Source organism: Tenacibaculum aquaeponti (genome assembly GCF_052084715.1).
Lineage (GTDB): Bacteria > Bacteroidota > Bacteroidia > Flavobacteriales > Flavobacteriaceae > Polaribacter.
On record NZ_CP197288.1, the window covers coordinates 3814236 to 3828633 of the forward strand.

Sequence of the window (14398 nt, forward strand, 5' to 3'; positions counted from 1 at the left end):
TGCATTGTTGTAATCTTTTAGTTGTTATACCGACTAGACATTTTGGTGAGAAAATTGTTACCCAAAAATTCCCTTTTAAGTTTTATTTAACTTAAATTAACAAGTATGAAAAAAACAACATTAGTGATTGGAGCCTCGGTAAAACCTGAGCGATATTCGAATAAAGCGATTAAAAGATTAAGGAGTAAAACTATTGAAGTAAAAGCTATTGGTTTAAGAGCTGGAAATGTTCTAGATGTTGCTATTGATACTGAATTGAAGCTTTATAAAGATATACATACTGTAACATTATATTTAAATCCGTCAAGACAAAAACAGTACTATAATTATATTATTGGTTTACAACCTAAACGTGTAATTTTTAATCCAGGAACAGAAAATTTTGAATTTATAAAGTTATTGCGTAAAGAAAATATAGAGACCGAAGTTGCTTGTACATTAGTTTTGTTAGGAATTGATCAATATTAGTTAACCAATTCATTGCAAGGTTTTAATGTGGTGTACTTTTTTCCAACTTCTCCTAACTCAACATTATTAAAAACGTTTTCAGCTTCTTCTTTAAAGCATGTCACATCTGAATAACGGCTTGAATAATGCCCTAAAATTAATTTTCCAACATTAGCTTCTTTAGCAATAATAGCAGCTTGCTCAGCAGTAGAATGTTTTGTGCGCTCACAAAGATGTTCTAATTCTTTTAAAAATGTTGATTCATGATATAATAAATCGACATTTTTGATAATCGGAATAATATCCGGTTTAAAAGTAGTATCGCTACAATATGCGTAGCTTTTTGGAGCTTCTGGGGATACTGTTAATTCGTCGTTAGGAATAATTTCCCCTGAACTTAAAATGAAATCTTTACCAGCTTTTAAGTTGTGGTAATCACAAATTTCTATTTCGTCGTATTGTTTAATATTGTCTAAATGTAAATGCCTTGCTTTAGGTTTTTCAGTAAATAAAAAACCATTAGTATATACTCTATGATTAAGAGGTATTGTTCTTACAGAAACCTTATCATCTTCAAAAATTAATTCGCTTTTTTTAGATGTTAATTCATGAAAAATAATAGAATATCTGACATGAGACTGGGAAAGTTTTAGTTGTAATAGAGTTAGTTCTTTAATTCCTTTAGGGCCATAAATATGTAATTCTTTCTCCCGGTTTAAAATACCAAAGGTTGATATTAATCCTATTAAACCAAAAAAATGATCTCCATGCAAATGAGAAATGAATATATGATTGATTTTAGAAAAACCAACTTTGTATTTTCTCATTTGTCTTTGCGTACCTTCACCACAGTCAATTAAAAAATGACGGTTATTAATCTCAAGATATTGAGAAGTGGGGTAGGCATTTACTCTTGGTGTGGCAGAGTGACATCCTAAAATTGTTAACTGTAAACTCATTTAATTACAAAACGTTTCGACATTAATTCATTGTTCGTTTGAATAGCGTAGATGTAAATACCAGATTTTAAATTGTTTCTATCAAAATGAATCGTGTTTTTGCCTTTATGAGCAACGATTTTCTTGAAAAAAACAGTTTTACCTAATACGTTTTTTACACTAATAATAACTTTTTGTTTGTTAGTTGAGTTAAATGATATGTTGGTTATTGAGTTGTATGAGTTTTGAGATGCTACTAGTTTATTCACAGATTTTTCTTGCGAAAAAGCACTAGCAAAACAAGCTATACAAAGAATTAAGAGTATTTTTCTTATCATAATTGGGGATTATAATTAGTTAAAAACCTAGATCTCTTTGAATGTTTTCCATTTCTAAAACATCTTCTGCTTCAACTAATGTTGGAACAATATTAAATGTTTCAGGAAAACTATCAATATCTACATCAGGATAAATTAGAACAAAAGTTGTGCCGCTTTTATGATGTAAATTTGCATATTCTAAAAATAATGAAATTTCCGATGATTGTACATTAAGTTTCGACGAAAGGTCAATTATTACATTGTTTTCTGTAAGATTTTTATGATTAACTGTGAAATAATCGTAAAATTCTTTAAAACTCTCTTCTTGAGAAGTAAATAGTATGTAATCGTCTTTTTCTTCGAATTTCATTTTTTATCTCTTAATTTGTTGTGCTAGCAAATATAAAACAGCCATTCTAACTGCAACACCATTTTCTACTTGATTTAATATAATAGATTGTTTACTATCAGCTACATCACTTGTTAATTCAACACCTCTGTTTATAGGTCCTGGGTGCATAATTACAATATCCTTGCCAATGTTATCTAATATTTCTTTGTTAATTCCAAAAAGTTGAGTGTATTCTCTGGTAGAAGGGAAATATTTTATAGCCATTCTTTCGTGTTGTACACGTAAAACATTGGCTACATCACACCATTCTAAAGCTTTTTTAAGGTTAGTTTCAACTTCTACACCTAAACTTGTAATATATCTTGGAATTAAAGTTGTTGGTCCGCATACTTTTACTTTCGCACCTTGCATTTGTAAAGCAAAAATGTTAGATAAAGCTACTCTAGAGTGTAAAATATCACCAACAATTACGATCTTTTTTCCTTTCAAATTAGAATTTAATGCTTCCCGCATAGAAAAACTATCTAATAGTGCTTGTGTAGGGTGTTCATGAGTTCCATCTCCAGCATTAACTATTTTTGCATCTACATGTTTAGAAAGAAAAACTCCAGCTCCTACATTACCATGACGCATAACAACAATATCAACTTTCATAGAAAGAATATTGTTAACAGTATCAATTAAGGTTTCTCCTTTTTTAACAGAGGATTGTCCTGCAGAGAAATTAATTACATCAGCAGATAATCTTTTCTCAGCTAATTCAAAAGATAATTTTGTTCGCGTACTATTTTCAAAAAATAAGTTTGCTATTGTGATATCTCGTAAAGAAGGAACTTTTTTAATCGGACGATTAATAACTTCCTTAAAATGAGCTGCGGTTTCGAAAATGAGTTCTAAATCATTTTCTTGTAAATATTTAATCCCTAATAAATGTTCAACACTTAACTGCTTCATTAGTTATCTATCTTAGGTAGTTTTGGTATTAAATAAATTTCGTCTTTGGAATGTGTTTCTTCCCAGTTTACTACTACTTTTTCTTCATTAATAGCATCTACTTGTCTACCTCTATAATTGGGTTGAATTGGTAAATGTCTACTAAACCTTCTGTCAATTAAAACTAAAAGTTCAATGTTTACAGGTCTACCAAAAGCTTGTAATGCAGTTAAGGCTGCTCTTACACTTCGGCCAGAATATAAAACATCGTCTATAATTACTACTTTTTTGTTTTCAATTAAAAAGTCAATTTTAGTAGGAGTTGCTTCTAAAGGTTCGTCTTTTCTTCTAAAATCATCACGATAAAAAGTGATGTCTAAAAGACCAAGCTTTAAATTTTCTATTTGATAATCTTCAATAAGAATCTTCTTTAAACGTTGCGCTAAATAAGTTCCTCTCGGTTGTAAACCTATTAAAACAGTATTTGAAAAGTCGTTATGATTTTCGATTAACTGACAAGCTAAACGATGCAGAATTATGTCGATTTCTTTTGAAGTAAGTAAGGTTTTTCTGCTCATGAGTTGCTACCAATTTTCTTGATAGTTATTGGGGTCAAAATTAAAGTAAAAAAATAAGTAAGCAAAATTTAAAGTTAACGAAACTAAAAAGTGTATCAATAAAATTATTTTTACATTTGCCAACTTTTAGAAAAGACTTGTGATATTATGATGAAATACATTAGAAATAAGAAGATTAACGTTAAAGATGATGCATTAGCTGGTATTACAGTTTCTTTAGCAATGATCCCTGAAGTTGTAGCCTTTGCCTTTGTAGCACAAATTAGTCCAATAGTAGCACTTTTTGGTGCTTTTGTAATCGGTTTAATTGCTGCAATTTTTGGAGGAAGACCAGGTTTAATATCTGGAGCAGCTGGAGCTGTAGCTGTTATTTTTGTAAATATGATTCAAGAAGGACACGCAAAAGGCCTCTTGTTTGGACAACCTGTAGAAAACATGGGGTACTTTTATTTATTGGCAGCGGTTGTATTAATGGGAATTATTCAAGTATTGGCAGGTGTTTTTAAGTTAGGAAAGTTTGTTCGTTTAATTCCTCATTCTGTAATGATGGGGTTTGTAAACGGTTTGGCAATCGTCATTTTCATAGCACAATTAGGAATGTTTAAAGAGCATGTGAAGAATGTATATGGAGAAAATAAAAGAAAAACTATTTCTAAAGAATTAGTTTATAACGTACAAAATAATCAAGTTAAAGATTTGGCTTCTAATACAGTTTTATTTACCATTAATGAAAACTCTGTAGTGAATGCAGAGACCAAAAAAGAAGCATATCTTATTTCTGAAGGTCAGGTTTTTGATGTAAATACTAAAAAAGTAGCTTTTAATGTTACTGATCAAGGTTTTTACTCTGTAAAAGATCATGGTGTAGTAAAAGAAACTATGACTGGTAAAGATTTATATACTATGATTGGTTTAGTGTTACTTACAATGTTAATAGTTTGGGGATTACCAAAATTGACTAAAAAAGTTCCAGCTGCATTAACAGCAATTCTAATTGTTTCTTTAGTTGTTATTTTAGGTGGAATTAATTCTATAAATGTAGGAGATTTTATTAGAGAAGGTGGTGGAGCTGGTTTAAACGGGGTAGACGAAATTTCTAAGAAATTAAATATTTTCGAATTATGGAGTCATCTTCCATTCAATTTAGACACTTTAAAATTTATTGCACCTTATGCGTTTTTAGCTGCTTCTGTTGGATTAATTGAAACATTAATGACAATGAATTTGGTTGATGAGTTAACAGATTCTAGAGGAAATGGAAATAAAGAATGTGTGGCTCAAGGAGCAGGAAATATTTTAAGTGGAATGTTTGGTGGTACTGGAGGTTGTGGTATGATTGGACAAACTGTAATCAACATTAATGCAGGAGGAAGAGGAAGATTATCTGGAGTTTCAATGGCTGTTACTTTGTTAGTTTTTATTTTGTTTGCAGATAAATATATCGAACAAGTACCAATTGCAGCTCTAGTTGGAGTAATGTTTATGATGGTGATAGAAACATTTGCTTGGTCTAGTTTTAGAATATTAAAGAAAATTCCAATTTCAGATGCTGTTGTATTAATTGTTGTTTCTGCGGTTACTGTATTTTTTGATTTAGCAATAGCTGTTTTCGTAGGTGTAATAATTTCTGCATTATCTTTTTCTTGGGAAAATGCCAAAAGAATTAGAGCCAGAAAGCGTATGCTTGAAGATGGAACCAAAGTATATGAAATTTGGGGGCCTTTATTCTTTGGAAGTATTACTTCATTTAATGAAAAATTTGATGTAAAAAATGATCCGGATAACGTAGTTATTGATTTTGTTGAAAGTAGAATTTCAGATCACTCTGCTTTAGAAGCGTTGTTTGTTTTAGTAGAGAAATATCAAGCAGCAGGAAAAACTATTAAAATGAAACATTTAAGTGAAGATTGTAAAGTTTTAATGTATAAGGCAAGTGATACATTTAGAGATGTTATAATTGATGATGTAGACGATCCTCGTTATCATTTAGCGGCGAATCCAGAAGCTTTTCCAAAGCCATTAAGAGAATATACTTTTTAAATAAAAAAATCCTGCATTTAGCAGGATTTTTTATTTCTGAAATAACCAAACATCTTGTTGAGGTTTTCCGTCTTCTATTTTTCCTGGAACATGTTTTAGAATCTTTAAACCATATTGTTTAGCAATTTCTAACATAAAAGATTCAGACTGATATGCAGAAAATAAACGATTTCCTTCTTTTTTAAAATCATGTACAATTAGTTTTCCTTCTTTATATTTTCAAGTTCTTTAGCTGTCAGTTTAAATTGATGAGCATTTCCGTGTGTAGTTAAAAATAAGATACCATTAGGTTTTAAAACGCTATAAAGTTCTTCAAACCATGAATGATGTTGGGCTAAAGAAAGGTGAGTAAAGATGGAAATACCATATACTAAATCAAATTTTTCTCTGTCGTAAGGTAGAGGAGGAGTGATGTTATTGAGTTTAAAATCAATTCCATTTAAATTATTTTGACACCATTTAACATATTTAGGATTATAATCGCAACCAAAATAATTATTAGTTGTACCAGCTACAGTAGGTAAATGTCTTAATATCCTACTTGTTCCACATCCCCAATCTAAAATACTAACGTTTTTTAACGATTTAAATTCATTTACATAATCGTAAATCCATTGTGCAGTAGGAAGACCATTTGTGTAAAATTTCTTGTAGTTTAATTGAAAAGTCTCATAAATATAAAAATCAGGAGGAAGTTTTACATCAGGATTATCTAATAAAAACTTTCTGTTATCTTCTCTGTTTTTAAATTTTTGACGATAGAAATTAATTTGTTCAACTAATGGTAACAAGTTTAATCTGGTTAAAAATCTTTTTATGACGATTTTTTTCATTGGTTTTTCTGCGTATTTCTAGTCAAAGGTAAATAGGTTATTTATATACTTTTCCATTAAATTTTAAAACTGTTTTTTGAAATGATATTTTTTCTTCATCTATACATTCACCAGTTTCATCAGTGTCAGATTTTCTATTGGTGATTTTATTATTTACGATAATATCGAAAAAACCATCTGTTTTATTTTTAGATAAAATCAAAGTCTTTTCTTCATTAATACTCCATCCAGCACATTGCATATCCCATTCACCAACATATTCTTTGCTCTCAAAATGATCTAGTACTGGAATCAGTTTTTCTTCTTTTTTTAAAAATAAAGTAAGTGTTTCAGAGCTATATGGGTTTGGTTTAGATAAAGTGTAATATGAAGAACGAATTCCGAATGCTCTTTTATCTTTTGATACATAATATGGGGCAGTATCAATTTTTATTTCAGATAAAATTAAAGCATCAGAAGTCCAATATGAAGGCTGAAAATATTTATGTTTTATTTTACTAGTATTGCTGTCTATAATTAATATATATCCATTATATTCTTCTGTTGTATCATCACTTTTAATAATTTCTGGTATGACAACTATTGTTTCATTCTTAGTATTTGGTAGTTGTTTAGAAACTATAAATCCAACTTCACATTGACTTCTTTTTAAACTTAATTGATGTAAAACTTTATCTAAGTCAAAATTTGTTTGACTGTAGGCATTATAAGTTAATACTAAGAGTAAAAAAGCTGTGAGTTTTATTTTCATAAAAAATTACTTGTTCGTTGTGATTTGGCCGTTTTTATCCCATTTAATGTTTGTAATCAAATTATTGTTGTCCTAATGTTCTTTTCTTATTTCCTTTTTTATTTTAGAAGTAATTTCTTTTTTATTGTTCTTTTTTGTACCACAATTCATAAGAATTAAACCTAATATTATGAAAGAAAGGAAAGTCTTGTACATTATTTCATAATTTTAAAAACAGGTAGTCTTAAATGAGCTTTTTCATAATGTTGTGTTTTGGTATAAATCCAATTTAATTGTGCTCTTGGATTTTTATTGAAAGTAGAATCCATACTCATTTTCTGATCAAATTCTGCTTTTACAAGTGGATTCTCATTTAAAAAAGCTTCAGCTTTGTCTTCAAAAACATAACTAGAAAATCCTTCTTTACGTTGTAAAATTGTATCAAAAAAATTCCAATTAAAAAAACTATCCATTGCTTCAGCTTCTAATGTTTCTAGTAAATAACGAATTCCATTCTGATTCGTAGGAATTATGTAATCTCCTTTTTGAAATTTAATGTCTTGAAAAGAAGAGTTTACTTCAGTATTGTAATGCAAATAATGTCCTTCAAATGGAGAACTAACTGTTTTAAAGTCTTTAATGTGATTTACTTCCACATTTAAAATAGTATCTTTTTCAAAACGAATAAGCTCAATATTGTTATTCTGTAAACGAGAAATAACATTATGCCAACCTTTCGGAATTACATATGCCTTTGGAATAGTTATATTTTTAGTAGTCTTAAAGTTGTTGTAGTATTTTACAGGAACTTCGTAAGGTTTATTTTTATCATAAAATAAACGTTTTCCATTGGTTACTTTACTATCAATATAACTTCCTTTGTAAGCTTTAAAATTGAATTCAGTAGGATTGTCTAAATCAACTTTAAATTGAATAGCGTAGTTTTTTTTATTAATAATATTTTGAACAGCTTCAGTTCTTAACGATTTTATTTGACTACTATTTTTCTCAGTGAAGTCGAGCATCGATTTCATAAGTTCGTAAGTTTGTTCTACACGAATTTTATAAGGTTTTAACATGTGTGTTTCTACCATCATACCAAAAGTGTTAAACAAAGTTGTGTAGCCAGTTGAATATCTTGGAGAATCCATAAATTGACTCCAACCTTTATCTGGTGTCGAGCTCCAAACATTTACATATGGGGTAATTGGAATTCCTTTTTTAGCTAAAGATTGTTCTAAAAACGGACGCATTTCTTGTTCTAGGTAAGCGCCAAGTTCACCACCTAATTTATTATGTTGTGTAAATAAATGGGTAATTGCGTACTGATAATCGGCTCCATTACTTACGTGATTGTCTATAAATATATCAGGACTTACAGTATGAAAAATTTCAGCAAAACTTGCAGCGTTTTTGGTGTCTTGTTTTACAAAATCACGATTTAAATCAAAGTTTCTAGAATTTCCTCTAAAACCATATTCTTTTGGTCCATTTTGATTTGCACGTGTGTGAGCATTTCTATTTAAAGCTCCACCAATATTGTATACAGGAATTACACAAATTAAAGAGTTTTTATAAGCTTCTTGTAAAGAATCATTTTGTACAATATCTCTTAGTAGAAGCATAGAAGCATCAATACCGTCTGATTCTCCTGGATGAATTCCATTATTGATTAAGATTCGATTTTTTTTTGAATCTTTTATTTGATTTTTTTTAGTTTTTCCTTTTGGATTATAAACTACTAAATGTAAGGGATTACCGCTATCTGTAGTTCCAAATTCGAGTAAAGAAACTTCAGAATATGTATCTGCTAAGTCAGAATAATAAGAAATTACTTCATTATATTCTGGAGTTTCTAACCCATTAGATTTTTCAAATGTAGTTGTAAAGTCTTTAGAAGATTTAGTTTCAGTTTTATGACAAGAAAGAATACAAATTACTAAAGAGAGTAGTATTGTTTTTTTCATTTTTGGTTCTTGGTTTCACCAAATATAAATCTTTCAAAATAATTTTAAATCAAACTATGTCATTCTTTTAACTTCTTAAACTTTGATTCTAAAATTTGCTGATTTAGAATTATAATTATGATCTCACAGAATCAGGAACTAAACCAGTATAATCTCCACCATTTCTAATAACATCTCTAACAATAGATGAAGAAATGTAACTTTTACCAGAAGAAGTAAGTAAAAATACAGTTTCTATTTCTGAAAGTTTTCTATTTGTATGCGCTATAGCTTTTTCGAACTCAAAATCTGCAGGATTACGAAGTCCTCTTAAAATAAATTGAGCGTCGATTTCTTTACAGAAATTTACAGTTAAGCCTTTATATGTAACTACTTTTATCTTTGGTTCGTTTTTAAAAGTTTCTTCAATAAACTGTTTTCTTTTTTCTAAAGGAAACATGTATTTTTTATCAGCATTCACTCCAATTGCAATAATAAGTTCATCGAATAAAGTGATGCCTCTTTCAATAATATCTAAATGCCCTAAAGTAATAGGGTCAAAAGATCCTGGGAAAATAGCGCGTTTCATTTTTAATTATGTTGTTAATGGTTGTGTTATTTATATTTTGTTTAGGAATTTAGGCTGCTTTCTATTGCGTTTCCAAATAGTTCAGTTAAACTAATTCCTGCTTCTTGTGCTTGCTGTGGTAAAATACTTTCCTCAGTTAATCCAGGAACGGTATTCATTTCTAAAAAGTGAGGTACACCATTTACAAAGATATATTCAGATCTAGAAAACCCACTCATATTTAAAACGGTATATACTTTTTTAGCAACTTCACGTACTTTAAATTCTTCTTCTGAAGTTAGTCTTGCTGGAGTAATTTCTTGAGATTTACCTTCATATTTAGCTTCATAATCGAAGAAATCATTTTCGGAAACAATTTCAGTAATTGGTAAAACTATAGTTTCAGTCTTGTATTGAATAACTCCAACAGAAACTTCTTTACCATCTAAAAAACTTTCGATTAAAATTTCATTGTCTTCTTTATAAGCTTTTTCTATCGCAGGGAGAATGTCTTCTTTTGTATGTGCCTTAGAAATACCAAAACTCGACCCAGCATTGTTAGGTTTTACAAAACAAGGTAAGCCTACTTTTTTTATAATTGTATCTACATCAACAGTTTCACCTTGGTTTAAATATACTGAGATTGCTGTTGGTATATCATACTTTCTTAAAATACTTAATGTATCTCTTTTATTGAAAGTTAAAGCCATTTGATAAAAAGGGGCAGAGGTATGTTTAATTCCTAATAAATCGAAATATGCTAAAATCACTCCGTTTTCACCTGGTGCACCATGAATTGCATTAAAAACACAATCAAAAGTTAATTTATTTCCTTTAAAATCAACAGAGAAATCATGTTTGTTTACAGGGAACTTTTGTTTATCTTCAACTAAAAACCAACCTTCTTTTAAAATATGAATACAGTAAGGATTGAATTTATATCTGTCTATATGTTGATATACAACATTTCCGCTCTTTAGAGAAATAGCTACTTCAGAAGAGTAGCCGCCCATGATAATGGCAATATTTTTTTTCATTTTCAATAATTAACCTTACAAACTTACCAAAAAAGTATTTTAAAAATTAATGTTTTTAAATTAGTATTATTTTTAATGTACATTTGTTGAATCTTTCAAAAAATCAATAATGAAATTGTTACAGTTTTTAAAGAGCAAGGTTTTCGTAAAACAAATTATAATTGCTATAATTGGATTGCTACTATTTGTGTTTTTATTACAATGGTGGTTAGGGTATACTACAAATCATAATCAGAAAATTCAAGTACCAAACTTAGAAAAGAAAAGTATTGCTGAAGTAAAACAATTACTAGATGAGTTAAGTTTAGATTTTATTGTGATTGACAGTGCTAGTTATAATCCAGATTTTCCAAGAAAATCAGTAATGGAGCAAAATCCTGAAGCTGGAGATTTCGTAAAAGAAAAAAGAAAAATTTATTTGACATTAAATCCATCAAAATATAAAGATGTTACAATTCCTGATTTAAATGGGAAAACAAAGCGTCAGGCAATTACACATTTACGTTCAATAGGTTTTTCTGTTGGAGAAAAATTCACATATGTTCCAGATATAGGAAAAGATGTTGTAAGAGGGTTAAAATACAAAGGAAAGCAAGTAGGCTTAGGAGATAAATTACCTAAAAAATCTGTGATTGATCTTATTTTAGGTGATGGATCTTTAAATTAAACTTTTTTAAATAGAGATTAGATGCAGGAGGAGAATTATGATATTCAAGACGAAAGTTCTGAATTATATGAACATTATCGTTTTACAGCTACAGAAGGACAAGATCCTTTACGTGTAGATAAATTTTTGATGAACTTTATTGAGAATGCTACACGAAATAAAATTCAACAAGCGGCTAAGGCAGGAAACATTTTAGTGAATGATAAAGCTGTAAAATCGAACTACAAAGTAAAACCAAAAGACGTAGTTCGTGTAGTTTTAGCACATCCACCACACGAAAACTTATTAGTAGCTCAAGATATACCAATTAATATTGTATATGAAGATGATGATGTTATAGTGGTGAACAAAGAGCCAGGTATGGTGGTTCATCCAGGTCATGGAAATTATTCAGGAACTTTAGTAAACGGATTAATTCATCATATCGAAAACTTACCAAAGAATAGTAATGAACGTCCGGGTTTAGTTCATAGAATTGATAAAGATACCAGTGGTTTATTAGTTGTGGCTAAAACTGAATTTGCTATGGCGCATTTATCGAAGCAATTTTTTGATAAAACTACAGAACGTTTGTATTATGCGTTAGTTTGGGGAAGTGTAGAGAATGATGAAGGAACTATTGAAGGACATATTGGGCGAAGTGCTAAAGATAGAATGCAAATGGCAGTATACCCTGATGGAGATTATGGAAAAGCAGCAGTAACACATTATAAGGTTATTGAACGTTTTACTTATGTTACCTTAGTGGAATGTCGATTAGAAACAGGACGTACACATCAGATCAGAGCACATTTTAAATATATTGGTCATACTTTATTTAATGATGAGCGTTATGGAGGGGATCAAATTTTAAAAGGAACTACATTTTCTAAATACAAACAATTTGTAGATAATTGTTTTAAGTTATTACCAAGACAGGCACTACATGCAAAAACTTTAGGATTTGTTCATCCAACTACTGGAGAGTTTATGCAATTTAATTCCGAAGTTCCAGAAGATATTACAGCTTGTTTGGAAAAGTGGAGGAAATATTCTACGAATTCAACATTTGAAAGTTAAAAAAAGCTATTTACTGAGAATCGCGTATTTCAAAAAATCTTATGATATATACAGAATACGCGATTCTCAGTTGTTATGTTTTTTTAAGTTATTTAACTCTATCGTTTACTAAACTCATTATACGTTCAAATTGTTCTTCTAATCCCATATCAGAATTATCAAACTCAACAGCATCATCAGCTTTAACCAGTGGAGAATCTTTTCTAGTAGAATCAATTCTATCTCTTTCTTGAACATTGAATAAAACTTCTTCGTAATTTACTTTATCACCTCTATCTAATAGTTCTTTGTAGCGTCTTGTAGCTCTTTTATCTGCAGAAGCAGTCATAAATAACTTCAATTCAGCATTAGGAAAAACAACAGTTCCAATATCTCTACCATCCATTACAATTCCTTTTTCAGTCCCCATTTTTTGTTGTTCAAGAACAAGTTTTCTTCTTACTTCAGGTATAGTTGAAACTTTACTTACTAATTTTGAAACTTCTATAGTGCGTATTTCTCTTTCAACGTTTTCATTATTTAAATACATTTCAGCAAACCCTAAATTAGAATTAAAAAGAAAAGATAATTTAATGTTTTCGAGATCATTTATAAGTTGATCTGTTAAGAGTTTATCATCAGAAACATAATTTTTACGCATTGCATATAAAGTAACAGCTCTGTACATAGCACCAGTATCTACATAAATATAATTCAGTTGTTTAGCAAGTTGTTTAGCAATAGTACTTTTTCCAGTAGAAGAAAAACCATCTATTGCGATAATTATTTTATTTATATTCATTTAAAAAGTATGTGGAACAAAGATAAAAGTTAAAGTAGAAAGAAGAAAAAACAAACTAATATTTAGTTTTATGATGGTAGTTTTTCCCTCTGTTTAAATCTATAGAAATACCAAAGGTGCTTACATTAGAAGCAGTATGAAATCTTGAGTATGCATAGTTTAACTTTACTTTATTCATTCGTAAACCAAACCCGAAAGAAATACCTCCAAACGATCTTACGTTTTGTAACTGTAATTCTTTTCCTCTTCTGAAATTATATCCTATTCTGAAGTTAACGGCACGTTTAGGAAATAATTCAGCTCCTATGCTTAAATGTCTGAATAAATTATCAATAAAAGATATTTTTTCCTCAGTAATATTTCCATCTAAATCAGAAGTTTGATTTGAAGGATTAGCAACGCTAATGTTCCATTGTTGAAGATTATCTGCAGTTAAATACCAACGTAACGGAACATTTTCTAACAAGTAAGAAGCTCCTAGAGCTATTTCGAAAGGAAGTTTTTCTTTTTCTCCATTAAAAGAAGTAATCTGTGTTCCAATGTTTCTTAATGCTATTGAGAAAATATAAGGTTTCTGATCATTGTAGTACGTGGCAGCTAAATCAGAAGAAACTCCAAAAGATGAAAAATTAGCAATAGAAGAATTAATCAATCTAAGGTTGGCTCCTAAATAAATGCTAGTGTTTGGTATACGATATGCATATCCGACAGACAAAGCAATATCACTAGCTCCAAAAGTACCAGTTTCATTTCCTTCAGCGTCAGCTTGAATTAAAGTTCCATAATTAATATAAGTAATGTTTCCGTGTATGGTTTCTGAATATCTAGAAAAACGATGTGCGTAAGAAACAGATCCCACAGAAATATCAGCTAAATAACTAGTGTAGTTAATAGAAAGTTTTCTGTCTAAATCTAAATTTATAATTGAAGGGTTCCAAGTTGCTTGGTCAACATCATCAACTAAAGTTAAAATCTTTCCACCCAAAGCAGCTTGTCTGGCATTTGTTGTTGTGTTAAGGAAAGAAAAAACACTAGTTCCACCAACTTGAGCATGACCTAAAGAAAAAGAAAATAAACTAGCAATTATAAAATGTTTTAGCATTTTTTAACTTTGATATAATAAGTTTGTAAAATTAACGTATTAATTTTAAGGATAGTGTTTAAATAGT

At 29.5% G+C, this 14398-nt stretch carries 16 protein-coding genes; 4 read left to right on the forward strand and 12 right to left on the reverse strand.

Annotation, left to right across the window (positions count from 1 at the left end):
* Nucleotides 1-105: 105 nt before the first annotated feature.
* Nucleotides 106-468, forward strand: a complete 363-nt coding sequence (locus ACSIGC_RS17375) for a CoA-binding protein (protein WP_442266032.1) — start codon at nucleotides 106-108, stop codon at nucleotides 466-468.
* On the opposite strand, the gene ACSIGC_RS17380 is transcribed toward ACSIGC_RS17375, so the two are convergent.
* Genes ACSIGC_RS17380 through pyrR form a run of 5 tightly spaced genes read right to left on the reverse strand, consistent with a single transcriptional unit; the run spans nucleotide 465 to nucleotide 3568 of the window.
* Nucleotides 465-1406 carry a ribonuclease Z gene (locus ACSIGC_RS17380; protein WP_442266033.1) on the reverse strand — a complete coding sequence of 314 codons (942 nt, stop codon included), beginning with the start codon at nucleotides 1404-1406 and terminating at the stop codon, nucleotides 465-467. The two genes, ACSIGC_RS17375 and ACSIGC_RS17380, sit on opposite strands and share 4 nt — an antisense overlap.
* On the reverse strand, nucleotides 1403-1723 hold the full coding sequence (locus tag ACSIGC_RS17385; RefSeq protein ID WP_442266034.1) for a T9SS type A sorting domain-containing protein: 321 nt from the start codon (nucleotides 1721-1723) through the stop codon (nucleotides 1403-1405). The genes ACSIGC_RS17380 and ACSIGC_RS17385 overlap by 4 nt, the downstream gene beginning before the upstream one ends.
* A 19-nt stretch (nucleotides 1724-1742) precedes the next feature.
* Nucleotides 1743-2075 carry a hypothetical protein gene (locus ACSIGC_RS17390; protein ID WP_442266035.1) on the reverse strand — a complete coding sequence of 111 codons (333 nt, stop codon included), beginning with the start codon at nucleotides 2073-2075 and terminating at the stop codon, nucleotides 1743-1745.
* A gap of 3 nt (nucleotides 2076-2078) precedes the next feature.
* Nucleotides 2079-3011, reverse strand: coding sequence for an aspartate carbamoyltransferase catalytic subunit (locus ACSIGC_RS17395; protein WP_299679749.1), 933 nt, complete (start codon nucleotides 3009-3011; stop codon nucleotides 2079-2081).
* Complete coding sequence (gene pyrR, locus ACSIGC_RS17400; RefSeq protein WP_442266036.1) at nucleotides 3011-3568, reverse strand: bifunctional pyr operon transcriptional regulator/uracil phosphoribosyltransferase PyrR; 558 nt, start codon at nucleotides 3566-3568, stop codon at nucleotides 3011-3013. The genes ACSIGC_RS17395 and pyrR overlap by 1 nt, the downstream gene beginning before the upstream one ends.
* 147 nt (nucleotides 3569-3715) lie before the next feature.
* Here pyrR and ACSIGC_RS17405 point away from each other — a divergent pair, with 147 nt between their 5' ends.
* Nucleotides 3716-5608 carry a SulP family inorganic anion transporter gene (locus tag ACSIGC_RS17405; RefSeq protein ID WP_442266037.1) on the forward strand — a complete coding sequence of 631 codons (1893 nt, stop codon included), beginning with the start codon at nucleotides 3716-3718 and terminating at the stop codon, nucleotides 5606-5608.
* 197 nt (nucleotides 5609-5805) lie between these two features.
* On the opposite strand, the gene ACSIGC_RS17410 is transcribed toward ACSIGC_RS17405, so the two are convergent.
* From ACSIGC_RS17410 to ACSIGC_RS17430, 5 genes are all read right to left on the reverse strand, one after another.
* Nucleotides 5806-6441 (reverse strand): class I SAM-dependent methyltransferase, encoded by a 636-nt coding sequence (locus ACSIGC_RS17410; RefSeq protein ID WP_442266038.1) that lies wholly within the window; start codon nucleotides 6439-6441, stop codon nucleotides 5806-5808.
* 37 nt (nucleotides 6442-6478) lie between these two features.
* A complete protein-coding gene (locus ACSIGC_RS17415) occupies nucleotides 6479-7192 on the reverse strand; it encodes a hypothetical protein (RefSeq protein WP_442266039.1) in 714 nt (237 codons plus the stop codon).
* A gap of 194 nt (nucleotides 7193-7386) precedes the next feature.
* Nucleotides 7387-9138, reverse strand: a complete 1752-nt coding sequence (locus ACSIGC_RS17420) for a M14 family metallopeptidase (protein ID WP_442266040.1) — start codon at nucleotides 9136-9138, stop codon at nucleotides 7387-7389.
* Between the two features lie 115 nt (nucleotides 9139-9253).
* Nucleotides 9254-9706, reverse strand: coding sequence for a pantetheine-phosphate adenylyltransferase (gene coaD, locus ACSIGC_RS17425; protein ID WP_299679770.1), 453 nt, complete (start codon nucleotides 9704-9706; stop codon nucleotides 9254-9256).
* 41 nt (nucleotides 9707-9747) lie between these two features.
* Nucleotides 9748-10722, reverse strand: coding sequence for a D-alanine--D-alanine ligase (locus ACSIGC_RS17430; RefSeq protein ID WP_442266041.1), 975 nt, complete (start codon nucleotides 10720-10722; stop codon nucleotides 9748-9750).
* Between the two features lie 109 nt (nucleotides 10723-10831).
* Between ACSIGC_RS17430 and ACSIGC_RS17435 the strand changes: the two genes are divergently transcribed.
* Both ACSIGC_RS17435 and ACSIGC_RS17440 read left to right on the forward strand, forming a co-directional pair.
* Nucleotides 10832-11389: a PASTA domain-containing protein gene (locus ACSIGC_RS17435; protein ID WP_442266042.1), complete on the forward strand. Its 558-nt coding sequence runs from the start codon at nucleotides 10832-10834 to the stop codon at nucleotides 11387-11389.
* Between the two features lie 21 nt (nucleotides 11390-11410).
* Entirely contained in the window at nucleotides 11411-12448 is a 1038-nt protein-coding gene (locus ACSIGC_RS17440; protein ID WP_442266043.1) for an RluA family pseudouridine synthase, read from the forward strand.
* A gap of 88 nt (nucleotides 12449-12536) precedes the next feature.
* Here the strand turns inward: ACSIGC_RS17440 and cmk are convergent, their stop codons facing one another.
* Nucleotides 12537-13229, reverse strand: coding sequence for a (d)CMP kinase (gene cmk, locus ACSIGC_RS17445; protein WP_442266044.1), 693 nt, complete (start codon nucleotides 13227-13229; stop codon nucleotides 12537-12539).
* Nucleotides 13230-13284: 55 nt separating this feature from the next.
* A complete protein-coding gene (gene porQ / locus ACSIGC_RS17450; protein ID WP_442266045.1) occupies nucleotides 13285-14331 on the reverse strand; it encodes a type IX secretion system protein PorQ in 1047 nt (348 codons plus the stop codon).
* Between the last annotated feature and the right edge of the window lie 67 nt (nucleotides 14332-14398).